General features: G+C 62.1%; 20 protein-coding genes. 12 read left to right on the forward strand and 8 right to left on the reverse strand.

Translation table 11 applies throughout. The annotated features are described in order from the left end of the window. Positions 1-171 precede the first annotated feature (171 nt). Together ACKAMS_RS08350 and ACKAMS_RS08355 are read left to right on the forward strand one after the other, a co-directional pair. A complete protein-coding gene (locus ACKAMS_RS08350; protein ID WP_037120120.1) occupies positions 172-1,512 on the forward strand; it encodes an MFS transporter in 1,341 nt (446 codons plus the stop codon). Positions 1,513-1,769: 257 nt separating this feature from the next. Next, complete coding sequence (locus tag ACKAMS_RS08355; protein WP_019746926.1) at positions 1,770-3,080, forward strand: FAD-binding oxidoreductase; 1,311 nt, start codon at positions 1,770-1,772, stop codon at positions 3,078-3,080. Positions 3,081-3,245: 165 nt separating this feature from the next. On the opposite strand, the gene ACKAMS_RS08360 is transcribed toward ACKAMS_RS08355, so the two are convergent. Both ACKAMS_RS08360 and ACKAMS_RS08365 read right to left on the reverse strand, forming a co-directional pair. Further along, the gene (locus ACKAMS_RS08360; protein WP_020968453.1) at positions 3,246-4,118 is read right to left on the reverse strand and encodes an alpha/beta hydrolase; all 873 of its coding nucleotides are present in this window, start codon (positions 4,116-4,118) and stop codon (positions 3,246-3,248) included. Beyond that, entirely contained in the window at positions 4,115-5,341 is a 1,227-nt protein-coding gene (locus ACKAMS_RS08365) for an amidohydrolase family protein (RefSeq protein WP_225320273.1), read from the reverse strand. Before ACKAMS_RS08365 ends, ACKAMS_RS08360 begins: the two co-directional genes overlap by 4 nt. A gap of 98 nt (positions 5,342-5,439) precedes the next feature. Between ACKAMS_RS08365 and ACKAMS_RS08370 the strand changes: the two genes are divergently transcribed. Further along, complete coding sequence (locus ACKAMS_RS08370) at positions 5,440-6,003, forward strand: TetR/AcrR family transcriptional regulator (RefSeq protein WP_408988873.1); 564 nt, start codon at positions 5,440-5,442, stop codon at positions 6,001-6,003. 245 nt (positions 6,004-6,248) lie between these two features. Next, positions 6,249-6,617: a cupin domain-containing protein gene (locus ACKAMS_RS08375; protein ID WP_007734139.1), complete on the forward strand. Its 369-nt coding sequence runs from the start codon at positions 6,249-6,251 to the stop codon at positions 6,615-6,617. Positions 6,618-6,643: 26 nt separating this feature from the next. Here the strand turns inward: ACKAMS_RS08375 and recD are convergent, their stop codons facing one another. Genes recD through recC form a run of 3 tightly spaced genes read right to left on the reverse strand, consistent with a single transcriptional unit; the run spans position 6,644 to position 15,111 of the window. Continuing rightward, entirely contained in the window at positions 6,644-8,512 is a 1,869-nt protein-coding gene (gene recD, locus ACKAMS_RS08380; protein WP_336505085.1) for an exodeoxyribonuclease V subunit alpha, read from the reverse strand. Next, positions 8,509-11,826 carry a UvrD-helicase domain-containing protein gene (locus ACKAMS_RS08385; protein ID WP_408988874.1) on the reverse strand — a complete coding sequence of 1,106 codons (3,318 nt, stop codon included), beginning with the start codon at positions 11,824-11,826 and terminating at the stop codon, positions 8,509-8,511. The genes recD and ACKAMS_RS08385 overlap by 4 nt, the downstream gene beginning before the upstream one ends. Positions 11,827-11,829: 3 nt before the next feature. Next, positions 11,830-15,111 carry an exodeoxyribonuclease V subunit gamma gene (gene recC, locus ACKAMS_RS08390; RefSeq protein ID WP_408988875.1) on the reverse strand — a complete coding sequence of 1,094 codons (3,282 nt, stop codon included), beginning with the start codon at positions 15,109-15,111 and terminating at the stop codon, positions 11,830-11,832. Positions 15,112-15,208: 97 nt separating this feature from the next. Between recC and ACKAMS_RS08395 the strand changes: the two genes are divergently transcribed. From ACKAMS_RS08395 to ACKAMS_RS08410, 4 genes are all read left to right on the forward strand, one after another. Then, positions 15,209-16,042 (forward strand): ABC transporter ATP-binding protein, encoded by an 834-nt coding sequence (locus ACKAMS_RS08395; RefSeq protein ID WP_020906250.1) that lies wholly within the window; start codon positions 15,209-15,211, stop codon positions 16,040-16,042. Beyond that, positions 16,039-16,869, forward strand: a complete 831-nt coding sequence (locus ACKAMS_RS08400) for an ABC transporter permease (protein WP_003945560.1) — start codon at positions 16,039-16,041, stop codon at positions 16,867-16,869. The genes ACKAMS_RS08395 and ACKAMS_RS08400 overlap by 4 nt, the downstream gene beginning before the upstream one ends. Beyond that, the gene (locus ACKAMS_RS08405; RefSeq protein WP_070385825.1) at positions 16,866-17,663 is read left to right on the forward strand and encodes an ABC transporter permease; all 798 of its coding nucleotides are present in this window, start codon (positions 16,866-16,868) and stop codon (positions 17,661-17,663) included. The genes ACKAMS_RS08400 and ACKAMS_RS08405 overlap by 4 nt, the downstream gene beginning before the upstream one ends. Positions 17,664-17,741: 78 nt before the next feature. Next, entirely contained in the window at positions 17,742-18,824 is a 1,083-nt protein-coding gene (locus ACKAMS_RS08410) for an ABC transporter substrate-binding protein (RefSeq protein ID WP_070385860.1), read from the forward strand. Between the two features lie 12 nt (positions 18,825-18,836). On the opposite strand, the gene ACKAMS_RS08415 is transcribed toward ACKAMS_RS08410, so the two are convergent. Next, positions 18,837-19,436 carry a TetR/AcrR family transcriptional regulator gene (locus ACKAMS_RS08415; RefSeq protein WP_408988876.1) on the reverse strand — a complete coding sequence of 200 codons (600 nt, stop codon included), beginning with the start codon at positions 19,434-19,436 and terminating at the stop codon, positions 18,837-18,839. Between the two features lie 118 nt (positions 19,437-19,554). On the opposite strand from ACKAMS_RS08415, the gene ACKAMS_RS08420 reads away from it, so the two are divergent. Next, entirely contained in the window at positions 19,555-20,499 is a 945-nt protein-coding gene (locus ACKAMS_RS08420) for an alpha/beta fold hydrolase (protein WP_097387874.1), read from the forward strand. Positions 20,500-20,516: 17 nt separating this feature from the next. Here the strand turns inward: ACKAMS_RS08420 and ACKAMS_RS08425 are convergent, their stop codons facing one another. After that, positions 20,517-20,873: a hypothetical protein gene (locus ACKAMS_RS08425; RefSeq protein ID WP_408988877.1), complete on the reverse strand. Its 357-nt coding sequence runs from the start codon at positions 20,871-20,873 to the stop codon at positions 20,517-20,519. 125 nt (positions 20,874-20,998) lie between these two features. On the opposite strand from ACKAMS_RS08425, the gene ACKAMS_RS08430 reads away from it, so the two are divergent. Then, positions 20,999-21,433, forward strand: a complete 435-nt coding sequence (locus ACKAMS_RS08430) for a cupin (RefSeq protein WP_003945598.1) — start codon at positions 20,999-21,001, stop codon at positions 21,431-21,433. On the opposite strand, the gene ACKAMS_RS08435 is transcribed toward ACKAMS_RS08430, so the two are convergent. Continuing rightward, positions 21,422-22,627, reverse strand: coding sequence for a cytochrome P450 (locus tag ACKAMS_RS08435; protein WP_020968438.1), 1,206 nt, complete (start codon positions 22,625-22,627; stop codon positions 21,422-21,424). The genes ACKAMS_RS08430 and ACKAMS_RS08435 overlap by 12 nt on opposite strands. Positions 22,628-22,766: 139 nt before the next feature. On the opposite strand from ACKAMS_RS08435, the gene ACKAMS_RS08440 reads away from it, so the two are divergent. Beyond that, positions 22,767-23,627, forward strand: a complete 861-nt coding sequence (locus tag ACKAMS_RS08440) for an SDR family oxidoreductase (protein ID WP_336505094.1) — start codon at positions 22,767-22,769, stop codon at positions 23,625-23,627. Continuing rightward, on the forward strand, positions 23,624-24,352 hold the full coding sequence (locus tag ACKAMS_RS08445) for an acetoacetate decarboxylase family protein (RefSeq protein ID WP_007734116.1): 729 nt from the start codon (positions 23,624-23,626) through the stop codon (positions 24,350-24,352). The genes ACKAMS_RS08440 and ACKAMS_RS08445 overlap by 4 nt, the downstream gene beginning before the upstream one ends. Positions 24,353-24,406 lie beyond the last annotated feature (54 nt).

Raw genomic sequence — 24,406 nt, forward strand, 5'->3', positions numbered from 1 at the left:
GCTCTCGCGTGAGAAAGCGTCGTCCCTGATCCGGAATCGATCGCAACCTCCGTTCGCCCGATCAACGTGGGTCCGGTCGGCCTCTTTCAATTTCGCATGCCTCCGAACGACATCGGCCACCGTGACGTCGCAAAACCGTTGCCATTCAGCATATCCCGAGAGGAATTTTTCATGACCGGTACAGCGAATGCTCCTGTAGAGCATCAAATCGAGACTTCACCCGGACGTCGATCGGCGCGCCGCAGGGCGCTGATCGCCGGCGCGACAGGCAACATCGTCGAATGGTTCGATTTCACGATCTACGGTTTCACTGCCGCAGTTCTCGCGACAGTGTTCTTCCCTCCGGAGTTCGGCAGTGGCGCACTGCTTGCCACCTTCGCTCTTTACGGAGTCGCATTCTTGGCCAGACCTGCCGGCGGCATATTCTTCGGAAGACTGGGTGACCGCCTCGGCCGGCGGAGGTCACTGTCCCTGGCAATTACGCTCATGGGCTGCTCGACAGCGGCTATCGGCCTCTTACCGACCTACGCTTCGATCGGTGTTGCAGCACCGCTGTTGCTGCTGCTCTGTCGCTTGGTTCAAGGATTCTCGGCCGGCGGCGAATACACCGGAGCGGCAACCTTCGTCGTCGAGCATGCGCCGTCTCACCGCCGAGGCTTGTACGCAGGGATTATCAGCTCTTCGTCGTTCGTCGGCAGCATCTTGGCCACGGTCACAGTCTTGTCATTCAGCTTGGTCGGCACTGAGTCCTTTGCCGAAGGGGGATGGCGTTGGCCGTTCATCATCGGAGGCGTTGTCGCCATGGTGGGACTGTTCATGAGGCTTGCGGTCGAGGAAACTCCGGCTTTCAAGGAAATGAAAGAAAACGATTCCCTTCCAACCCGCCCTCTCACAGATCTGTTCCGCAATCACTGGCGGACTCTGCTCACGTCATTCGTGTATTTCGCCTCGCTCGGTGTCGTTACTCATATGCTGCTCGGCTACATGCCGACATTTCTGATTCTTTCAGCCGACGTTTCGAGCACGGTGGCACTGCTGATGACAACCGGCGCTTTGGTTCTCGCAGTCCCGCTGTTCATCTTCTTCGGCGCCACGGTCGACCGAATCGGCCGGAGACCTCTCGTCAGAATCGGCATGGTGATGTCAGTTTTCGTTTCGGTGCCCAGCTACATGCTCATCGGCACCGGAAACATTTTCGCGATTGCCATTGCACTGGCTGCTCTGGTCATCGCGCTTTCCCTACTCGCGTCCGCTTTGCTCGTAATCCTCGAAATGATGCCGACGCATGCTCGATTCACCGGCACGGCAATCCCCTACAACATCGCATATGCGCTCTTTGCAGGAACTGCGCCGCTGGTGTGCGCAGCACTGGTCAACGCCACTGGAAGCGATCTGTCGCCTGCCTTCTACGCGACCGCCATCGCTTTGATCGCACTTCCCATTCTGTGGCGAGGGATTCCGGAATCGAAAGACTGGTCTGCCACGCGGGGCAGCTCGACGAAACATTTCTGACAACGGACGCGCCACGGCTGTGATTTTTTGAGCAGCTGTCGATAGCGTTCCGATGGCCGCCACGAGAGAGTTGAGGACGACGGACACCTCTGGACTTTCAGGTACCAAATCCATTAAGGCAGAGCCGAATCCGAGAAGTCGGGATACGGGTCTCCAGAGGAAGTCGACGGCGTCAGAATTACCAGAACCCAAGCTCGCCGGATCGAATAGCTGCGCTTTCGATCCGGCGAAGCCATCAGTAGAAAGAGGGGCCGAAAGTGCCTACCGACAAGACCGATGCAGTTGTGGTCGGAGCTGGAGTGATCGGCAGCTCCATCGCCTACGAACTGGCCGCTCGAGGCTACGAAGTCCTGGTCATCGACAAGTCTGGTGGTCCGGGCTACGGCTCGACCAGTGCATCCAGTGCGGTCATCCGGTTCAACTACTCCACATTCGACGGTATGGCTGCGGCTTGGGAGTCGCTGCATTGCTGGCAAAACTGGAACGAGCATCTCAACGCGACAGTCGACGGCGCGCTTGCGAAGTTTCGGCAATGCGGGATGGCACTGCTCGATGTCGACGTCGCACCCCACGCGCGCACGATTGGACTGTTCGAGAAGATCGGAATCGACTACCAACTTTGGGACGCAACGACACTCGTCGAAAAGATTCCCGGTATCGACGCAGGTAAATACTATCCACCGAAGCCAGTCGACTCGGAGTCCTTCTTCGCAGATGCGGAAACCACGCTCGGCGCGCTGTACACACCGCAGGCGGGGTTCGTCGACGACCCGCAACTGGCAGCCGCGAATCTTGCTGCGGCAGCACGTTCGCACGGTGCGGTTTTCGCATACAACACGCGTGTGGTGGCAGTCGAGCAGTTGCCTGACGGCACATGGCAGCTAGGGCTCGACGACGGGGAAAGTGTGAAATCCAAGATTGTCGTCAACGCCGCCGGCCCCTGGTCAGGAGCGTTCAACAAGCTCTCGAATGTCGGGTCCGACTTCAAGGTTTCGGTTCGGCCCTTGCGTCAGGAAGTCCATCACATCACCGCACCCACTGAGTACAACGAAAACGAGATCCTCGGCCCGATGATCGCCGATTTGGATCTCGGAACCTACATGCGAGCCGAACCTGGAAACGGTTTCCTCGTCGGCGGAACCGAACCGGATTGCGATCCGCTCGAGTGGATCGACGATCCTGATACCGCAAACCCGAATCGCACTGTTGCCCGATTCGAAGCGCAGGTTTTCCGCGCCGCCAGGCGTTTCCCCACCCTGGAGGTCCCTTCACAACCGAAAGGTATTGCCGGCGTGTACGACGCAGCGTCTGACTGGACCCCGATCTACGACAAGACAGACAGACAAGGTTTCTACGTCGCCATGGGCACCAGCGGGAACCAATTCAAAAATGCGCCCATCGCTGGGCGCCTCATGTCCAGGATCATCGACGAAGTGGAAGCTGGACACGATCACGACGCTGATCCCCTGACCTATGTCGGGATGCACACCGGGCTCGAAATCGACCTCGGCGCATTCTCCCGCCTTCGGGCACCCAATGCCGAGTCGACCGGGACGGTCATGGGTTAGAAGTGTTGTCCGGCTTGGAGAATCGATAGCCGCGACAACTGAAGAGACACGGCTGTGGGTGTCCACCACGTGGTGGACACCCACAGCCGACTTCTCCTTCAACGGCGTCTACGGAAAATCGCCCTAGAACGTGTCAGCGGCACATCGTCTCCGGGACGGAGAGCTCTAACGTGCATGGCAGGTCTTCAAGTAGCTCAGGAACGATGCCTGCAGCCCGGTAACGTGCGTCTCGTGCAACAACGCGGTCGAAACATCCTGCGACCGTCCCTTGCCATGCAACTGCTCCACGACGGCGAGAACGTTGCGTGACAGTCCGCGATAGATCGGAATTGGTCCAGTCAGTTCGGCTTCGTTCAGCGTAACGTGCAGCTGCGGCACAACTGAGCCCACGCCACGCTCGGGCAGCGCCTCGACCAGTGTGTGGATCTGGCTGTCAGCGTTCACAACTCCGGGACTACCCGCACCGAAGGTCGCGAATGGGGGCGCGTCGCGCAGCCATGCGTAGAGGGCGAAAAGGCCTCCGTACGAGTACCCGAAGAGTCCGTGCCCGGACTCGCTGACACGTAGCTCCGACGAGTACAGGCGAGGGTGGAGTTCGTTGGTCAGGAAGTCGAGGAAGACGTCCCCGTGGGTGTCTGCCAGCTCCTCGAGGTAGGCGTCCACGTACTCCTGGGTCATTGCACCCGAGTCGCGAGCAGCGGCAAGAGTAGCCATCATTTCTTCGCCTACCGGTTCCCCAGGCGGCACGAGATCGCGGTTGCGGAGCCGTGCCCAGTTGGCGGCCTCCTCACCGGCATATCCGACACTGACCTGAATGTACGGGGCGACCGTCAGGTACGGGTCTGCCTGCGTGACGATGAGCGGGGCGGTAAGACCTACAGCCCAGTTGCCGTCCATCACGTAGATCAGCGGTAAGGGATCCGTGGAGTCCGCGTAGCCGGGGGGTGTGGTCACCCAGACGCCGTAGCTGTGCCCCGACTTCGCCGTTATTTCGAAGTACTCCGTGTCTGCAAAACATCCGTGCAGCATTGCGCTCATCGAACGTCTCCCTTGACGATATTGCCGGACTTCACGACGAGAGCAGCCATGTCCGGATCGGCGAACACCTTTGCGTCTCGGAGTGGGTCTTGCTGCCAGGCAACCATGTCCGCCTGCATACCGACGCGGATAGTCCCGACGGTTTTCCCGATACCGAGAATGTCGGCATTGACGCTGGTGGCCGAAACGAGTGCATGCATCGGCGACTCCAACTCCGCGCGCAAGCGCAACTCCTCACCTCGGCGCTTTTGGTGCGGCCCGATGAGGTCCGAGCCCAGGCCGATCCTCAGGCCTGCTGCGCGAGAGGCCGCGAGCGCTCTGGCCATGCGTTGACGCACTCCGGCTGCACGTTCTCGTATTGCAGGGTCCAGGTCCATGCTTTCGGTGTCCGTCAACTGCTCGACCACGGCGAAGGTAGGGACCAGAGCCACGTCATGCTCGCGCATCAACTGGGCAGTCTCCGCGTCGATGTCGGTGCCGTGTTCCACGCACCGCACTCCCGCCCGCACTGCGTTGCGAATGCCCGCATTGTTGTGCGCGTGGACCGTGACGTAGGTGCCGCGCGACGCTGCTTCTTCCACTGCCACGGAGATTTCCTCGACGGTGAACTGTGTGTCGGTGAGGCGGTCATGGCCTCCGACGACACCGCCGGTGACGCACAGTTTCAGAAATGTGGCCCCTCGGCGGAACGATTCGCGCACGTTGCGTCGTAGCTCGTCGGCATTACCCGACATCAAGGACAAGGCGCAGAGCCCTGGAATGTGGTGCATGTTCCACAGCTCGGTCGGCTCCCATGCGGCCCCGTAGTAGCCGTGTCCACCGGTCTGGCACTGCACAGGACCACACGAGAGGACACGCGGACCACGCACCTTGCCGCTCGCAATAACGTCGACGACTCCGCCGTCGATGCCACCGACGTCTCGCACCGTGGTGAAGCCCGCGTCGAGGGCATCGCCCGCGGTGGCGAAGATGCCCGCAGCCAGTTCCGCTGCCGAGAGCTCAAACCCGAATTGCCTTCGGATCGGACTCGAAATACCCAGGTGGACATGAGCATCGATCAGCCCCGGAGTCAGAAGCATGCCGTCCAAGTCAACTGTCGTCGAACCCGACGGCGCCTGTCCGATCGCTGTGACAATGCCGCCACTCACGCACACGTCGACTTCGACCGGGTCGGTACCCGATCCATCCGCGACCATGCCGCCGGCAAACCATACGTCAGTCAAAGGGACCTCCCGAGCATTAGAAACCACTCTCCTAAACACTGGTGAATTCGATATGCGGTACCGTACTCAACAGTGGTGAACCCGTCAATGGAGGTAGCGTGAGATCGCCGGTTGGGGAGGGTCGAGAGCGACTGTTACAAGCACTGTTCGACGAGTTCGGTGAAACCGGCCCAAGTCCGAAGCTGTCGATGCGCCAAGTAGCGGAGCGACTCGGAGTGCACCACACGCTTCTGACCTATCACTTCGGATCACGACCAGGTCTCCTCAGCGCCGTACTGTCGGAAGCGCGCCGCCGTGACAACCTCGTCATAGCCGCGATGGGCAAGGATCTCGGGTTCCCGGCCCTGTGCAGGGCGATCTGGAGTTTCTACTCGAACGCCGAGCATGAAGATCGAAGCCGCACCTTTTTTCACCTGGCCGGACTTGCGGTTTACGAGCACAAAGCATTTCAAGATTTCGCCGCCGACCTCGACGACTTGGCTCACCTCCTCGAAGCGGCAGCACTTCGCGAAGGATTCACAGTGGTGGATGCAAAGCAGCAGAGCATCATCGCAACCGCATGTCTGCGAGGACTGTTGCTGCAGAGGTTGCTCACCCCCGACGCCGAGGTCGACGCGGCAGCCGAGCGCTTCATCACCTCGTTGACCACGACCACCACGTAAGGCCTCACAACCGATCACCCTCGTTCGAAATCACCGACGCGGGGCCCTTTGCCATTGGCTCGGTCACGTTTCGGCGCGAGCCGGGTCTCTGAACCCCGGTTGAATGGTGGCCGATCGCACTTTCGACATCTGTACGAGCGAAGTGCCGAAAGATGCGACAAGTGAACCTATCCCGACCCAGCAGACACACGACATCATCGACAAGTCCGATGATTCACATGAGTTTCGAAAGTCAGGATTGAATTGTGACCATTACCTTCCGTGCCGCAGAGTTGAACAGCGCAAGTGGGATCTTCCAGCAAGCACTGCTCGGCCAACCCAGTGCAGAGCCACTCGGCGGAGACATCATCACTCGTGCAGATGTCGAGTTCACCAGTGACGACGGCCGCATTCAATCCGGAGTCTGGGAGAGCGAACCGGGAAAGTCGCGGTGGGAGTTCCTCACCCGCGGCGAGATCATCACCATCGTCTCCGGCGCCATGACCGTCGAGGAGGACGACGGCGATCCCGTACATCTCGTTGCCGGTACGAGTGCAATCTTCCCAATCGGATGGAAGGGTACGTGGACGGTCACCGAGACCGTACGCAAGGTGTTCGTCGTATACAACGAATGACCAAGAGAATCCGCAACATCCGACTTTCACGGCCCGTCGTACGGACGGATCTCCCGACGCAGCCCACTTGCCCTGAGCACCTGTCGCTGAACTCCCGCCCTCACGGAATCCTCCGTGCCGATTACCCTCACATGGTTTCTGGCGCGAGTGATCGCCGTGTACAGCAACTCCCGGGTCAGTAGTGACGACGCTTCGGCCGGCAGCATCACCGATACCGTGTCGTACTGGCTGCCCTGGCTCCGGTGAATCGTCATCGCGTAAACGGTCTGCACCGACGAGAGTTGGCTCGGGTGAATCAGAAACGCATCACTCCCCCGCTGGAATGCGGCAATAGGAACGCCATCCTCACGCTGCACGATCACCCCGGCATCCCCGTTGTAGATCTTGGCCTCGTAGTCGTTGGCCGTCACCAACAGGGGTTGGCCCGGATACCACCTCGTCGGATCCAGGAATTGCCCTGATGCCGTGCCGACCCACTCCATCGCCTGCTGCGCCCACCGCCCGACACCGTACGGTCCGTCACGGTGCGCGCACAGAAGGCGGTGCGATTCCAGGCCTTTCAGGGCGCCGATCGCATCACCCTCCTCAGCCGACCTCGTCACCACCTCTGAACTCGCAACGATATCGGCGCGCAATGCGTCAACGTCCTCGGGAGAATGGAAGGAGACTGCGGGATCGCCACTACGCAGGATGCGCAGAACCTCAGCGGAATCTCCCGCTCGAACTGCCCTGGCCAACGACGCGATGGTTCCGTCGAAGCGGCGCCCACGTGAGAGTTGAATGATCCCGCCCCGCAGACGATCCTGCTCATCCGCACTCAGCGCCTCTTCGGAACCAGTGGCCGTGAGATCGTCACCCACCAACTGTGTCAGCGCCGGATTTCCACTGACTTCTACCGGGCGGGCGACAAGGTCAGCAAGAACAGCGCCGGCGTCGACTGAGGTCAACTGATCGGGATCGCCGACAAGCAGCAGACGGGCATCGGGGCGAACGGCCTCGAGCAGGCGCGCCATCAAGGTGAGGGAGACCATCGACGTCTCGTCGACGACGACCACGTCGTATGGAAGTCTGTTGGTCGCATTGTATTTGAAACGGCTCGAACTCCCCCGCTGCCAACCGAGTAGCCGGTGCAGGGTCATGGCCGCTAGTTCTTCGGGAAGGCCAAGGCTCGCGGTCTGCTCACGTACGGACTCTTGCAGACGTGCTGCGGCTTTGCCCGTCGGTGCGGCCAGCCCGATGCGAGCCTTCGAACCCAGTTCCTCCGACAGGAGAGCGAGAATACGTGCGACCGTATGGGTTTTGCCGGTTCCGGGCCCACCGGCGATGACCGTCGTCCACTGTGTCGCGGCGAGAGCAGCGGCTATCCGTTGACGATCAGGGGCGGTGGTCGGCCCGTTCTCGTCGACGAACAGCGAATCCAGGCGCGTTCGGACCGCTTTCAGGTCGGCGGGCGGCCACGTGGACGCACGCTCGTCGAGCACTCGCCGAATCGTCTGCTCCTGCAGAAAGTACCGATCGAGGTAGAGAAGCTCACCGTCGTCCGTGTCGACCAACCGGAGGGGCCTGAGCGGTCCGGCGTTGCCGCCGATCACCAGAGGGCTCAGGCGAAGGGCGGCAACGATCTCCGACGGTTCGGGCCACGGCAACGACGTGAGTTCGTCTTCCGTCGCATTGTCGACGCTCACATCACGCATCCGTCGTAGATCGAGGCACACCGAACCTGATCGCACGGCCCGAACTGCCAACGCCGCGGCTAGCATCACTTCTTCGGAAGTTTCACCGCCCAGGCTGCACACTCTCGTCGCGACATGAACGTCGGCGGCAACCAGAACCCCGGCTTCGTTGAAGATTCGCACGATCCCTTTGGCGCGCTGCGCCAATTGCGCCTCGGTCATCGAATCTTCTCCCCTACTGTGTGGGACGCATCAAGACCGGCCAGCAGATCCGATAGTTCAACCGTCAGCTGAGCAGGCGGTTTCCATTCGAATACACCACATTCCGGCGGACTGTCCGGGCCGAGCATCCCACGCACGAATTGATACTGCGCACCCCCGAGATGGCGATGCGGATCGTAGTCGGGCAGTCGCCACCGCAGATACCGATGCAGCGCAACCGAATACAGCAGTGCCTGCAAGGGATAGTGCGAGCGCATCATCTCCGTCGCCATGAGTTCGCGCGTGTAGTTGGCAGCCGTCAGATCGCCGCGGCCCAGCCGATTTGTCTTGTAGTCGACGATCACGAACGACGGGCCCGGGATCCGCAAGACGGCGTCGATACTGCCCGTCAGGAACCCGCGCATCGGTGACGTCTCGACACGGTCAAGATGGTCGGCGTACGACGCCAGAATGTCGTCCGGGGGAAGGTGGCGCCTCAACAGTTCCGACACTCCGCGAAGTGTGACACTCATCGACACCGGATCGTCGCCACCGGCCAGTGGGAGTTCGAAATCGAGTTCGGGAAGACGATCTTTCGGCGCGATCGTGGCCAAGGTTCCGAATCCCAGTGGAGTCTGCATCACCAGCAACAACGCATCCGCGAGTGCTTCGGAGTCGACTTCGGCCGCCCGAACCGAGACCGCCTCGGCGCAGCGTATACGGAGTTCCGCTCTCAGGTCTGAAGCAGCCGTGTCCACCACCTCGAGCACTTCATGCACCAGCGTGCCGAATGCGGCGCCCGCCGGAAGACCGTTCATCGGTGAAGGCAACGCCTCCAGCGGCGAGGGGGTGACGGTCCCGACGTCTACGGAATCCTCTGGCTCGTCGTCCTTTTCGGGATCCTCTACCTCACTGTCGGTGCTCGTGACCGCGTGGTGCGCTCCGGCGGTCAGTGCCGAGTACGACGTACGACGCCAGAGAGTGTCCAGGTCTCGATCGAAACGCGCCGCGGCCAGTTCGGTCACGTTCGCGGCTGCACCGGACCACTGGACGGGCGACGGTGGATGTGGACCAACAGGTTCCACCGAGATCACATCGGAAGCTGCTGCCGGCCACGTCGCGAGTCGTGCTGCGGTTGTACCGTCGTCGAGCACCTTCACTACCCGAGCAGGTTCGGCGATGCCGGGTGTACGTCCGAGCATCAACCGGTGCAGTGGCGAGCGTGAGGTCCCGTAGCTTGGCGCCCACCAGAGCACTAGTTGGCACTGCGCCCGGGTCAGCGCCACGTACAGCAGCCGCAGTTCTTCGCCCGCTTCTTCAGCCTCCGCAACAGTCTTTCTGGCGTTGTGCCCCGGGCCTTCCTGCCCACCGACGTCGAGGATGCGGCGCCCATCCGGATCGTGCAACAACTGCGTCGGAGAGTTGAAGCCGCCTACGCTCTCCCAACTGAACGGGACGTAGACGATCGGGAATTCGAGCCCTTTGGTGGCGTGCACGGTTGCGATTTGTACAGCGGCAGCATCGCTGTCGAGGCGACGGCTTCTGTCGGTGGCACTCCCGGACGTCGGGTCCTTGATCCGATCGGAGAGCCAGCGAACCAATGCGCTCAACCCGAACGCTTCCTCGGTGGCGACGCGGCCGAGAAGTTGTGCGACGTGCCGCAGATCGGTGAAATCTCGTTCGCCGGACGGGGCCGCGAGTACACGCTTCTCCAGATTCGTTTCGGCGGAGATCCTTTCGAACACGGCTGCGAACCCGACGCGCGCGAACAACCCGGAGTATGAGCGCAGTTGACCCGCGAGTTCCGCGACGACGTTGTCGCCGTCGAGGTCCAATTCTTCGGCGGTGCGCCCGAAAATCGGAGAGAGGGCGGTCAACCGGACGCGATCAGACCGGTGTGGCTGCTCGATCGCCTGCAGCAGCCACAGCCACTGTGTTGCGCTGGGTGTCGCGAAAACACTGGAACCGCCGGTCAATACGGACGGTACACCTACGGCATCGAGGGCATCGCGAATCATCGCCACCTGCTTGTGGGTGCGCACCAATACCGCGACGTCTCCCGGCTCGACCGGGCGCGGATCACCGTCGACTGCCAAGCGGGCATCGCTGCCCAGCAGTCCGACCACGTCTGCTGCGACGTCGTCCGCGACGCGACTGCGAAGTCTGCCTACGGCCGGAAATCCCGAACGATTGAGCGGTCCGGCTCCGGTACGCGGCAGATGGCGTACACGCATCGGCACCGGGCCGGACAACCGAGACTTCTTGTGCGAAGCCTCTACTGGATGCGCGACGATGCCCTCGTTACCCAGTGCGGCGCCGCCGTAGAGGTGTTCGAGTGCCGCCAACAACCCTGGATCGCTGCGCCAATTGGTGGTCAACTCCTGGTGCGCATCCGCCTGATTGACCGCATCGAGATAACTCAGGACTTCTGCCCCGCGGAACGCATAGATGGCTTGTTTGGGATCACCGACCAGGACCAGGGTGGTGTGACCGTGGAAGGCCAACCGCAGAATGTCCCACTGCAACGGATCGGTGTCCTGGAACTCGTCGATCAGCACGACCTTGAACTTTTCGCGCACCCGACGGCACGCGACGGGGCCGTATTCCGGATCCGTCAATACACCGTGCAACAGCGTCAGCAGATCGTTGAAGTCGCGAATTCCTTTGGTCCGCTTACGTCGTTCGACCTCGAGACGAGCAGCCGCCGCGAACAGGACTCGCTGACCGGGAGCGGTCTCCTCCTCGCCGTCGGGTTCGAGAATTGCCTGACCATCGCCGACTGCGCTTCGGGCAATCGCCAGCGCGTCCTTCGTGGAAAACGGTGGAGACGAGTCCGTCCGGCTGTAGCGGCTGAGGTACAAATCCGAGACGACCTCACTGATCAGGTCGTCGACCGACTCCACAAAAGTTGTGTCGGGTTCGCGTTCCCCGGCGATGCCGAGTCCGTCGAGCATCCTCTGACAGAAACTGTGGGTTGTCGTGATGGTGCCGGCGTCGAACTCCGCGAGAGCGCGCAGGAGTCGACGACGCCGCACGCCGATCTCCTCGTCGTCAGCTGTGGCGAGGTACGACACCAGATCATCATCCGACCGCCTCGCCGCCTCCGGGTCGACCAGAGCGGCGGACACTCCGGCGAACCTCTCCCTGGCACGCTCACGAAGTTCCTGAGTGGCGGCCCGGCTGAATGTCACCAGCAGAACTTGCGAAATGTCAGCGAGACCTTCGGCAACACAACGGGTTGCGAGTCCGACGATCGCGTAGGTCTTGCCAGTTCCGGCGCTCGCTTCCAACACCGTGGTGCCGGTCGGTAGCGGCCCCAAAAGGTCGAAGTCCACGGGTTACTCCGCTCTTTCGTTGGTCAGCAACGGATCCCACAGTCGTCGGGCGAGAACTCCGAATCGAGTCGGTTCCTCGGCCCAGACGAATTCGTCGTCCGACGGCGGATCCGCAGCCAACTCCGCCAGTGTTCGAGCTTCTCCGAAAACGTAAGCGTTGCTCGGATCGATCATCTCGCCGTACTGCCCGGTCCACTGGGTGTCCGCACCGTTTGTCGCATCGTCGACCGACTCGCCACCAAAGCGTCGGCGCGCATATTCGGCTGAAGTAGCGGCCCACATCGGCAACGGACGCTGCAGCCCCCGCTCGCGTAGGTCCACCAGTTGCTGCAGGATCTCGGCCGCATTGCCTGGCGCATCGAGCACCGACCGTGCCGCTGCTATCTTTCCCCGGCCCCGTCCGATGGAGACTGCATCGAGCGCACCGGGTCGTCCGTGCGCTTTCAAGGCGAGCAGGTTTATCCAGGCCGTCATTCGATGTTTAGGCGCCAGTGAGGAATACGACGCCCGCACCACTGAATTGCCGTGCACACCGGTTACCGTTCCGGTGAGACGACGCCCGTCACCGAGGTCGATGTCGACGTCGACAGCCTCGGAGTCGCCCTCGAGGTGTGGCAATGCAAGACCGGCAAGTTGGTCTACCACCCACTCGACGTTGCCCAGAACCGAGGCGCCCAGGTTGTAGGGCGGCAAAGTACCGCGGCGCCACTCGGCTGCACGGAAATCCGCCGAGCTGCGTCCAGCCAAGCGCGAGAGAAGCATCCGGTCACCCAGAGCCCAGGTGGACAGTGGATCGAGCTCGGTTGCCAGCGAATCCGCGATGTCGTCGTCGAGTTCCGGTACCCGGACGCCGAGGCGTTGGCGCAGAAAACCACGGGCGGGGTGTACGAGGAAGTTCACCAGGTCGGCAAGGTTCACTTCCTTCGGATGCACCTCGAGTAGCTTGGCCGACAAGACTGTCGGCAATTCGATCGGTGTTCCGGCAGCAGCCCTGGCACCGGCCAGCGCTGCCGTGTCGAAGCTGAACGGCTTGTTCGGCGCGAAGTTTCGATTGTCGAACGACTGCAACGGGTGTCGAGTCAGCACCCCGTTGATCGCTTCCGGGCCCACCGTCGCACTGAGTACGTCGAGGAGGCCACTGAGGGGGATCGCCGGTGGTCTGACGACGCCGGTGACCGGATCGGCACCGGTATACAACAGAATCAGATGCTCACCCGCAGACATCACGGCATCGAGAAGCAGTTGCCGGTCTTCACTGCGCAGATCACGCTCCCCCACAACGGGATCACGGGACAAGATGTCGTCGCCGTCGACTCCACCGGTTCGAGGGAACACTTCGTCGTCGAGCCCGATCAGAACGACCACGCGATGCGGCACCGAACGCATCGGAACCATCGTGCACACCGTCAGTTCGCCGGTTCGGAAGTTGGCACGCGTAGGTCTGCCCGCGAGGCTGCGCGAGAGCATCGCGCGAACATCGGCCAGACGTAACACCGTCTCTCCGCCGAATTCGACAGCAGCTACCAGTTCGCGGTGGGCCCCCGCGCTCTGCCAGGAATCTGCGGGCGCAGTGTCGGTCAGCAGATCCAGGGCCCGCATCAGCACACGAAGCCATTCGGCCGGCGAATGTGGGCCGGCAAGATCGCGAAGCGAGACTGCCAGGCGATCGACGAACTCTGCGAAACGACCACTCAGATCGATGTCTGTGCCGTCCACGTCATCGAGTGGCAGCGCGAGATCCAACCAGGCATTTTCCGATTCGTCCGCGCTGACCCCCAACAAGATTCGGTCCATGGCGGTGTTGAAGGTGTTCTGCGGAAATGCATCGAGACCGAACGTGGCACGCTGCCGACTACCGATTCCCCAGCGAGCACCCGCTTCCGTCGTCCATTCCCGCAGTCTTTCCAACTCGTCGTCGCCCCACGAAAAACGTGTGCGGACAGGCTCGGTCGCGGCCAGGTCGAGAACCTCACTGGCTGTAGCCCGGCCGTCGGCCAATTCGAGGAGAGAGCCGAGAACGGCCAGGACAGGATTGGTCTGACGTAATCCGCGGTCTGCCAGCCTTACTCGAAGGAGATGCCCCGGGTGGCCATGGACGCCTTGCCCGAATGCAGCACGAACCAAAGGTGCGTACGTTTCGACGTCCGGGCACATCACGAGTACGTCGCGCGGCTGCAATGTCGGGTCGTCCTCGAACAATCGGAGCAGGCATTCGCGGAGCACCTCGACCTGCCGTGCCGGCCCGTGGCAAGCGTGGACCTGAACTGTCCCGTCCGGTTCCGCTGCAACGCTGGGAGCACGATCTGCGATGACATCGGCCTTGACCGTCGCCAGGAGGGATTTCGGGCCGGCTGGTTCGGGAAGATGCACCGACTCGAACTCGGCGGCACCGAGGCTGATCTGAAGTTCACGAACGTCGCGAGCAAGACTCGACAGCAACGGATTGGCGGATATCAGCGCCGACCCGTCTTCCGAACGTCGGATCGTGCTCTCACTTCGAGGCGGTATGCGCGAGCTCATCTTGGTCCACAGCGCGGGGCTGGGATGCGGGAGCCAGATGTGCACGTCCCGATTCGCACTGAGTGCGCTCAAGATCATTCGCTGATCGACCGGCAGCCGGGTCGGCCCGAAGACCGACAGACGTTCCGGTAGGTCGACCAAGGCCGGGTCCTCGACCAGCGCGCGGCTCACTTGCCCCAGTCGCTCTGCGGGCCCCGGAACGTCGATCTTGTCCGCGACGATGCACCACAGACGTGCCTGCCATTCGAAATCCTCCGACAGCGCCAATCCGTGTCCGTCGGTCAACCGCCCGGCGGCCCAGTCGATCAGCATCTGTGGTCGTTGCGCGGCATAACTGCGGAAGAGTTCGGTGACATGTGTGGCGGAGGCAAACCGTCGACCTTCACGATGGCCTTCGAGATGTTTCGCCAGGACTCCGCACCAGGGCTCGCCGAGGGACTCGTCGATCACGTCGAGAACCGTCCATACCAATCGCGTCGGCGACCATGGGTCGTCGTCAGCCGTGATTCCACTGACCGCGGCCACGGACTCCGCGACCAGGCGCGCGGGTGATGGAAACGCGATGTTCGCAGAAATTCCGTCCACTGCTGACGGTCCGGACGTGCCTAGCTGGGAGGACAGCCGCTGATTGAGCCAACGCTCGACGCCCTTGGCCGGCACCGCAACAGTTTCCCGGGCGAATGGATCCGACAGCGGTGTACGGAGGAGCGTGGCCAACGCCGAGACCAAGGTGTCCGAACGCTCGGCCCGGTACAACTTCAGCAATCTTCGCTCCCCTCACTCCGTCCAGACGTCCATCTCACCACGGCGCTGTGACAGGAGACGCCGAACCAGCCTCACGCAGCGGTGACGCGCAGGCAACATGACCGCAACCGGACGTTCGTACTGTGCGGGAATGACCAGTCCCGTCACCACACCTCGCCCCGCTGGAACCGGTCTCGACATCTCCGGCCTCGGCAAGACCTTCGAGATGGGTCGTCGGTCGGTGACCGCGCTGACCGACGTGTCCCTTCAAACCAGCGAAGGCTCCTTTCTGTCTCTGCTCGGGCCGTCCGGATGCGGGAAGTCCACCGTTCTCCGCATCCTTGCGGGCCTCGACACTCCGACGTCGGGAACAGCACTTGTCAACGGACAGTCTCCGGCCGAGTTACGCAAGCGCCGCGAACTCGGAATCGCCTTCCAGGATTCGGCTTTGCTGCCGTGGCGGACGGTGACCTCCAACATCAAACTGCCGCTGCAGGTTGCCGGCATCGATCCCGACCCCGACCAGATCGCCGACCTGATCGCTCTCGTCGGCCTCGAAGGATTCGAGAAGGCCAAGCCCGCTCAATTGTCCGGCGGTATGCGTCAGCGTGTGTCGATCGCACGATCGCTCGTGGTCAAGCCGAGTGTCCTCCTACTCGACGAACCCTTCGGCGCGCTGGACGACATGACCCGACAACGACTCAACATCGAATTGCTCAGGATCTGGACCGAGAAGCCGGCGACCACGTTGATGGTGACTCACGGAATCGCCGAAGCCGTGTTCCTCTCCGACGTCGTTGCCGTCATGACGCCGAGGCCCGGACGCGTCCTCGAAGTCGTGCCGATCGACCTGCCGCGCCCGCGTACTCCCGAGATGATGCGTACACCCGAGTTCCACGAGATCCACGACTACCTCTCCGGACTGCTCTTCGGAAAAGCAGGCGTCGCATGACAATTACCGATATCGAGAACGTCGCGACCGCGGCGGCGCAGCCATCTGTGCCGCGCCGGATCCGATTGAAGCGTCCAACGTGGTTCGGCGGTGCAGTCGGCATCTGCGGACTGATCGCTCTCTGGTGGATTCTGGCGGCGGCCGGTGTTGCGGGAGGTACGATTCCGACGCCGTGGGTGGTTGTCTCGACGATGTTCGACGACGGTTGGTCGCTCTACGGACCCAATTTCACCGTCACGGCTTCCGGTGCGCTGCAGGGCTTTCTCTGGGGAAATCTGCTGGCGATCACGCTTGCCGTGCTTGTCGTCCTCATTCCGCCCATCGAGGGATTGGCCACACAATTGGCGATCCTGAGCTACTGCACACCGCTGTTGGCGCTTGGCCCAATCATCCTGGTCGTCTTCGGCGGCCGGACCCCCACGATCTTTCTCGCCGCGATGTACTGCTTCTTCACCACGATGGTCGGCACACTCGCAGGCCTGAGATCGGCAGACAAGACGAGCCTCGATCTCGTTGCCGCCTACGGCGGTGGGCGTTGGCAGAAGTTCACCAAAGTTCAACTGGTGAGCGCACTTCCGAGTACCTTTGCCGCCCTCAAGATTGCTGCACCCTCGGCTGTACTCGGTGCCATCCTCGGAGAGTATCTCGGCGGGGTGGACAGCGGGATCGGCGTCGCACTCACGGCCGCTCAGACATCGTACAACGTCCCGCGAACGTGGGGAATGGCCATCGCCGCCGCCTTGCTCGCCGGCCTGGGATACGCCGTCGTCGCAGCGATCGCCCGGCTCGTCACCCCGTGGACGAGCGCTCCGGGAGCACAGAAATGACCGCGGTACGAGGAACATTGAGATTCCTCGCTCCGATTGCCATCGCCTCGGCACTGCTGCTTGTCATCTGGGTGGTCTTCCTCAACACCTTCCCCCAGGTCGGCCCGCGTGTGGGAAAGACGCCGGCCGACGTCTGGGAGTACCTGTTCTCCGGTCCTAAATCCGCCGACGCTCGTTCGGGCATCATCGACAACCTGTTCATCACTCTGCGCGACGCCGGTGTCGGCTTTGCCGTCGGAATGACTGCCGCGCTCGTGGTGGCATCGATCTTCGTCGTTTCCCGCACTGTCGAACAGACTTTCATGCCCGTTGCAATGCTTCTACGATCTGTTCCTCTCGTTGCGATGACCCCGATCATCGTCCTGATATTCGGCCGCGGAATCGTGGGTGTGACGGTCATGGTTGCGATAGTGGTGTTCTTCCCGGCCCTGGTCATGATCATGGTCGGTCTGCGCGCCGCTCCGGCTCAGGCACAAGACCTCATCGCTGCGTACGGCGGGAGTCGTTGGACCGCATTGCGAATGGTGTCGGTACCGTCCGCACTTCCGGCGGTGTTCGCCGCCGCTAGGGTGTCAGTGCCCGGCGCTTTGATCGGAGCACTGATCGGCGAATGGCTCGGTAGCGGTCAAGGCTTGGGTTCGAGCATGATCAAAGCCATTCCGCGCTACCAGTACAACGAATTGTGGGCATCTATCGTGGTGATCACCGTGGTGTCGATCGTCCTCTACGCCGTGGTCGGGATCTTCGAAAACATCGCTCTGTCTCGTTTCGGTCCTTCGGCGGGCAAGTCGTGACATCTGTTAACACGACCTCAACAAACTCTCTCTCCCAAGCAAACTGAACGAAACCGACTGGCCCTAGTGTTCCGATTCATGACGCCATTCAAGCCCGTCCGCCAGCTGGACCGCAGGGCCTTCTTCCGCTACTCCGCGCTGACCGGCATCGCAGTCGCCGGCAGTGCCTCATTGCTCGCGTGTAGCAGTGACTCCAGCAGTTCGAGTGGCGGAACCACGGACGACGGTTCCGAATTCGGAACAGTTGCAGTGCAGCTGTCCTGGATCAAGAACATCGAGTTCGCCGGCGAGTACTTCGCTCTCGACAAGGGGTACTACAAGGATGCCGGGTTCGGGAATGTAGACCTGGTGGCAGGTGGCGCAGCCGGCACCGGCGTCGAAGCCGGCTTGGACACCGGCAAGGTGTGGATCGGAATGTCCGCACCGCAGCTCACAGCCCCCGCTGTGCTCGATGGACTGGAGGCAAGGATCGTCGGGGCGACGTTCCAGAAGAATCCGTTTGCGATTGTCAGTTCCGCTGCGGCACCGATCAACTCACCGCAGGACATGATCGGCAAGAAGATCGGCGTCCAGGATTCCAATCAGCTCGTCTTCGGAGCTCTCCTGGCAGCAAACGGCCTGACCGAAAGCCAGATGACGATCGTGCCCGCGCAGTTCGATCCGAGCCCCCTGGCAAACGGCGAGGTGGACGGCTGGGTCTCCTACGTGACCAACGAGCCGATCACACTGGCCGCCAAAGGTTTCCCCAACGCCCACTTCCTCTTCGCGGACTACAACTTGCCGTTGGTCGCCGAATCGTTCACGGTTCTCCAGTCCACCATCGACAACGAGAGGGACAAGCTCAAGGCATTCCTGAAGGCCGAGATCCAGGGATGGAAGGATGCGGTCGCTGATCCGGCAGAGTCGGCGCGGCTTGCCGTCGAGGTCTACGGCAAGGACCAGAACCTGGAACTCGAAGAGCAGATCAAGGAAGCCACCGCACAGAACGATCTTGTGGTGTCGGCAGATACCAAAGCAAACGGGTTGTTCACGATGACACCCCAACTGATCGAACAGAACATCGCGGCACTGTCGAAAGCGGGGCTGGAGATTACGGCGGACCAACTGTTCGACATGTCGATCCTCGAAGAGGTGTACGCCGAGAATCCGGAGTTGATCTGACTGAGCCGAGCGTCAACGAACCTCTCGCGCGAGTACGCCCGAGATGAATAGTTGTACAAGGACCTCGGCCTTGTACCGGGCATCGGACCCAGCACCGATACAAAGGTTCCCGATGCCTTTGAGCACGTTGTACGCATCGACCCGCGAAGCAGTGCCAACGGACTCGAGCGCTGCCGCGAGGAGGGAGTCACATACCGGAACGAGGCGGTCGACGAAGTAGATATGCAGAGCGTCGGACCCGGCGCTGTCTCCTTGCAGTGCACCGGCGAGCCCATGCTTGGTTACCAGGAACTCCACGAACAAAGCCACCCATGCCCGCAAAGCCGCCTCGGGCGTTGCACTCTCCGCGAGCATCTGTGGGCCCGCGTCCGCACACGCCTCGACTTGGTGTCGGTATACGGCGACCACCAACTCGGGACGCGTCGGGAAGTGGCGGTAGATCGTCCCCATGCCGACGCCGGCCTTCGCCGCAATCTCCCGCACCGGAGCGTCGACTCCGGACTCTACGAACACTGCTGCCGCCGCGTCGAGCAGCGCCTGCTCGCTTCGACGTGGGCGACCGACTTGCTTGGGAGAGGCGACGCGCGACTGCTCGTCCTGGGCATCAGCCATGTGCACTCCTCGCTGACTCACAACATATGTTTGCATTACGGAACACCGCTCCGTAATGTTGCGGAACGACGCTCCGATAAACAGTATCGCAGGGTGCAGCCTCAGCAAGGAACTTGCCATGACCTCATCAATGATCGACACTCTGAACGGCATCATCGGCGCCGGCACCCCGGTCGTCTCCGTTGCCCCCGTCGAGTTGTTCGCCCCCGATCGACCTGTCCCGCTGGAAGTACGTGTGTCTGCTCCGGCAGCAGGCACGAACCTCCCCGTTGTGGTGTTCTCCCACGGCAACGGCTGGAACCTCGATGGATACTCGCCACTCACGGCATTCTGGGCATCCCACGGATTCGTGGTGATCCAGCCGACACATCTGGACTCGCGCCGGAACGGTTTCGGGTTCGACCACCCGGTTTTCCCGACGATCTGGACCGAGAGGATCGCGGATCTCACACGCATCCTTGATCAGCTCGACACCATCGAAATTGCCGTGCCCGGACTTGCCGGCCGCATCGACCGCAGTCGAGTTGCCGTCACTGGTCACTCCTGGGGCGGGCAAACCGCTCAGTCGCTCCTCGGAGCAAGGGTCTTCGACGAGGCCGGCCAGGTCGGCCAGAACATGTCCGACAGCCGCGTCACCGCGGGAATCCTGTTCGCAGCAACCGGTCTCGGCGGCGAGAACCTGCATCCGTTCGCACAGGCGAACTTCCCGTTCATGCGCCCCTCGTTCCAGGAACTGACGACGCCGACACTCGTCGTCGCGGGCGACCACGACCAGTCCAAGATGTCCAGCCGCGGACCTGACTGGTTCACCGACGCCTACACGCACAGCCCCGGAGCCACCGACCTCCTGACCTTCTACGGTGCCGAGCACGCACTCGGCGGAATCGTCGGATACGAAGTCGCCGAGACCACTGACGAGAACCCAGAGCGGGTCGCCGCCATCCAACGGATGAGTACTGCCTACCTTCGGACCGCGTTGCGCATCGATGAGACCAGCTGGCCAGCGGCCCGGGCCGCGTTCTGCGACAACGCCGACCCGATCGGCCGAGTCGACACCAAGTAATGCGGCAGTGATCCAACTTATTGGCCGAAGTTGAACCTGAGATTCGCATTTATCAAGGTGTTGAGCCGCTTTCGCATCCGCACGACCTCCGCCTCCGACGGTATCGGATCTTCGAGGAAGAGCGTCCAACGCAGCATCGTGCCGTTTCCGACCGCCTCGATGTCGAATCGGATGACGGCGTCAGGGCGGTCCGGCCAGATCGACGACCAGATCACCAGCTCCGGTTCTACGGCCCTGACGATCTCCGGTTCGACCTCGGTCTCGAGCAGTTCCAGCCAGTGCCGGGCGGGCTGGCGGTACGGATCGATCAATGCCTCGAACATGAAGCGCGCAGGCGGCGGCTGGCTCCGGCGCCTCGTCGCGACTTGCTGCATGGCACGAGCGTAACCGCCACTCAAGGGCATACCTCTGCCTTCACCCTGCAAGATCCACGAAAACTGGGATAAACCGGGCGCCGACGGAGGACACTCAGGAGCACATCCGTCTGGGAGGGCCGCTCATGCGTAAACGCCATCAGGTTCTGCTTGCAGTGTCCGCAGCGATCGGGCTGTCTCTGACGCCGATCAATGCGTCGGCAACACCGAGCACGGGAGTACACGGTGAAATCCTCGGGCAGGTGACTTTCGACGGCAAGGACTACATCCTGCGTCAGATCACCATCGACCCCGGCGGTTCCACCGGTTGGCACTTCCACGACGGGACGCTCTACGCACTGATCGCGCAGGGCACGTTGAGCCACTACCGATCCGATTGCTCCGTCGACGGGATCTACAGCGCCGGAAATACTTTGATCGAACCGAGCGGTTCAGATCATGTGCACATCGGAAACAACTCGCAGACAACACCATTGGTACTCGAGGTCGTCTACGTCAATCCGGCGGGCAGCCCCCTCTCCGAAGATGCTGCGCCTCCCAACTGCCAACTACCCGGCTGACGGCGCCGAAGCGGTAAACCGCACCGGCATCGATTCGAGACCGGACACGAAGTTGGCGGCACGCCGCTGCAACGGCGCGTCGGTGGCAAGTGCCATTCCCGGCAGCCTGGCGAAGAGTTGCTCGAACATGATCCGTCCCTCGAGCCTGGCCAGCTGATTACCCAGACAGAAATGCGTTCCGAAGCCGAAGGCCACGTGTGGATTCGGTGTGCGGCCGATATCGAACCGTTCGGCGTTCAGGAACACGGACTCGTCGAAATTTGCCGATTCGAAGAGCAGCAGCATCTTCTCACCCGCCTTCAGTTGCGCACCGAAGAAATCGGTATCACGGGTCAGAGTTCGAGCCATGTTCTTGATCGGCGACGACCACCGCAGCATCTCCTCCAAAGCCAACGGAATGGCATCGGGATCGTCGACCAGCGCTCGATGCTGGTCCGGATGGCGCAGCAGCTGCTCCATGCCGCCGCTCAGGACGTGCCGTGTGGTCTCGTCACCGCCGATGAGTATCAGTAGGGACTCGTTGACGATTTCCTGATCGGAGAGGGCCTCGCCGTCAACCGCGCTGTGAATCAATGTGCTCACCAAATCGTCGGCCGGCTCGCTCCTCCGCTCGGCAATGGTTCGCATCATGTACGCGGTGAAGTCGACATACGCAGCCATCATGGCCTGCAGTTGCTCCTGGGAAGCGTTGCTTCCCAATGCCTTCACCAGATCATCCGACCACCGCAGAAACAACGCGCGTTCCTCGGGACGGACACCCAACATGTCGCCGATGACGGCCATGGGAAGTGGTGCGGCCAGGTCTGCGACGAAGTCGGCTTCTCCTTTCTCACAGACGGCGTCGATCAGTTGATCGCAGATCTCCCGGATACGGCCGGCCTTGGCTTCGACCTTCTTACGTGTGAAACCCGCGTTGACCAAGCGTCGACGCGTGAGGTGCTGCGGGTCGTCCATGTCGATCATCTGCGGCAATGGACCCGTTTCGGGACGGATGCCGCCGGCGTTGGAGAACAGTTCGGGATCCCGCTCGGCTGCGACGACGGCGTCGTAGCTCGCGGCCGCGGTGATTCCGTTGGCGTCGTCTCGGTACACGGGCTCGTGATCACGCATCCAGGCGTATGCGTCGCGCACATTCCCGAGGTCTCCGCTGTAGAAGCGTCCGTCGATCAAATCGAAGGTCGGTCTGGTAGCCATCACTCCACCTCTCGCACAACCCTTGCCACAATAAGTAGAACCTGTTCCTATATAGCGTGGGGCGTTTTCACCGAAGCCGAACCGGAAAACCTCCAGAATCAGCACGCGAGCCCGCCGGAGCAACGACCAGGAGACACACATGGACGACGACACCGCCTCAGCGGGCATACCCACTTTCACCGGCACATCGATACTGGTGACCGGCGGCGGTAGTGGCATCGGTCTGGGCATCGCTCGTTCGCTGGTTGCGTCTGGCGCTCACGTCACGATCTGCGGACGCAACAAGGAGAAACTCGAAGCTGCCGCCGAATCGATCCGGCAGTCGAGTCCGGAAGGATCGGTCAGCGTCTCCCCTACCGACGTCACGATCGAGGCAGACGTCGTCGCCGCTGTTGCCGCGGCGGTCTCCGTCACCGGAAAGCTCGACGGAGTCGTGGCCTGCGCCGGCGGGAACGAAACCATCGCACCGGTCACGCAACTCGACGTCGACGCGTGGCGCCGCACCGTCGACCTCAACGTCACGGGGACCATGCTGACGATCAAGCACGGCGCGCGGGCGCTGGCGGCAGGCGGCGGTGGATCCATCGTCGCGATCTCGTCGATCGCCAGCAGCAACACACATCGCTGGTTCGGCGCGTACGGCGTCTCGAAGTCCGGCGTCGACCACCTGGTGCAATTGGCGGCAGACGAACTGGGCGCCAGCAACATTCGTGTCAATGCGATCCGGCCGGGTCTGACCCGAACGGATCTGGTCGCGCTCATCACCGACGGTGGCCCCATCCTGGACGATTACCTGGCCAACACTCCGCTCGAACGCGTCGGCGAGGTCGAGGACGTCGCCGGACTCGCTTCCTTCCTCCTCGGACCGCAGTCCACCTGGATCACCGGGCAGATCATCAACGTCGACGGAGGCCAAATGCTGCGCCGCGGACCGGATTTCCGCTCGATGCTCGAACCCGTCTACGGATCCGACGGACTCCGCGGGGTGGTCGCGCCATGAGCTACACGATTCTGGGCAAGAAGGTCGAGATGCCCGTCGAAGTTCGCACCGCGTCGGCCTTCATGGCGTTGTACTCGGTACCCAGCGCAACGGCGCAGTCGATCATCGATTACACCGGCTTGACCGTCCTCCAATACCGTCCCGGCCGGGCGCTGTGCGGCCTGGTTTTTGTCGACTACATCGATGGGGATCTAGGGCCGTACAACGAATTCGGGGTGACGTACATGGTGCGCAGCCACACTGCGCCTCCCGAAACCTCGGTGCTGGGAGATCTACGTTCGCTCGCTGCCGGAACTGCAGGGGCACTCATTCACGAGTTGCCGGTGGACGGAGAGTTCACCAAGGCCGCCGGCCGGGAAATCTGGGGATTCCCGAAGGTGCTCGCCGAGTTCGACACCGAGCACGTCGGCTCGGTCAAGCGCGGATCCGTCTCGCGCGACGGCAAACTCATCACACAGTTGAGTGTGAAGTCCGGCGTCAGCGTGCCTGGCGGCGGAGCCAACATGTCGTTGGCCGCGTACTCGCATCTCGACGGCGCAACCAGGTGCACGTCGTGGGACATGGCGCCGACCGGCGTCAAATCGCGCCCTGGTGGAGCAGAGGTTCAGCTGGGTAGTCACCCGATGGCGGCGGAGCTTCGGAAACTGGGACTCCCCCGCCGGGCCCTGATGACCACGACCATCAAAAACCTGGCGATGACGTTCGGGGAGGCGACAACGATCTGAGTGTCGGCCGACGGCACCCCTTTCGGTCACGTGTGACTCGGGCTACACTCCTGG

The organism is Rhodococcus sp. 5A-K4, assembly GCF_046097995.1.
GTDB lineage: Bacteria > Actinomycetota > Actinomycetes > Mycobacteriales > Mycobacteriaceae > Rhodococcus_F > Rhodococcus_F erythropolis.

What these genes read in the sequence shown, in the direction of transcription:
- ACKAMS_RS08400 (WP_003945560.1), top strand. Translation starts at nt 16,039, where the DNA reads ATGACAATTACCGATATCGAGAACGTCGCGACCGCGGCGGCGCAGCCA.
- ACKAMS_RS08415 (WP_408988876.1), bottom strand. Translation starts at nt 19,436, where the DNA reads ATGGCTGATGCCCAGGACGAGCAGTCGCGCGTCGCCTCTCCCAAGCAA.
- ACKAMS_RS08360 (WP_020968453.1), bottom strand. Translation starts at nt 4,118, where the DNA reads ATGAGCGCAATGCTGCACGGATGTTTTGCAGACACGGAGTACTTCGAA.
- ACKAMS_RS08420 (WP_097387874.1), top strand. Translation starts at nt 19,555, where the DNA reads ATGACCTCATCAATGATCGACACTCTGAACGGCATCATCGGCGCCGGC.
- ACKAMS_RS08430 (WP_003945598.1), top strand. Translation starts at nt 20,999, where the DNA reads ATGCGTAAACGCCATCAGGTTCTGCTTGCAGTGTCCGCAGCGATCGGG.
- ACKAMS_RS08395 (WP_020906250.1), top strand. Translation starts at nt 15,209, where the DNA reads ATGACCGCAACCGGACGTTCGTACTGTGCGGGAATGACCAGTCCCGTC.
- ACKAMS_RS08440 (WP_336505094.1), top strand. Translation starts at nt 22,767, where the DNA reads ATGGACGACGACACCGCCTCAGCGGGCATACCCACTTTCACCGGCACA.
- ACKAMS_RS08425 (WP_408988877.1), bottom strand. Translation starts at nt 20,873, where the DNA reads ATGCAGCAAGTCGCGACGAGGCGCCGGAGCCAGCCGCCGCCTGCGCGC.
- recD (WP_336505085.1), bottom strand. Translation starts at nt 8,512, where the DNA reads ATGACCGAGGCGCAATTGGCGCAGCGCGCCAAAGGGATCGTGCGAATC.
- ACKAMS_RS08410 (WP_070385860.1), top strand. Translation starts at nt 17,742, where the DNA reads ATGACGCCATTCAAGCCCGTCCGCCAGCTGGACCGCAGGGCCTTCTTC.
- ACKAMS_RS08435 (WP_020968438.1), bottom strand. Translation starts at nt 22,627, where the DNA reads ATGGCTACCAGACCGACCTTCGATTTGATCGACGGACGCTTCTACAGC.
- ACKAMS_RS08350 (WP_037120120.1), top strand. Translation starts at nt 172, where the DNA reads ATGACCGGTACAGCGAATGCTCCTGTAGAGCATCAAATCGAGACTTCA.
- ACKAMS_RS08405 (WP_070385825.1), top strand. Translation starts at nt 16,866, where the DNA reads ATGACCGCGGTACGAGGAACATTGAGATTCCTCGCTCCGATTGCCATC.
- ACKAMS_RS08445 (WP_007734116.1), top strand. Translation starts at nt 23,624, where the DNA reads ATGAGCTACACGATTCTGGGCAAGAAGGTCGAGATGCCCGTCGAAGTT.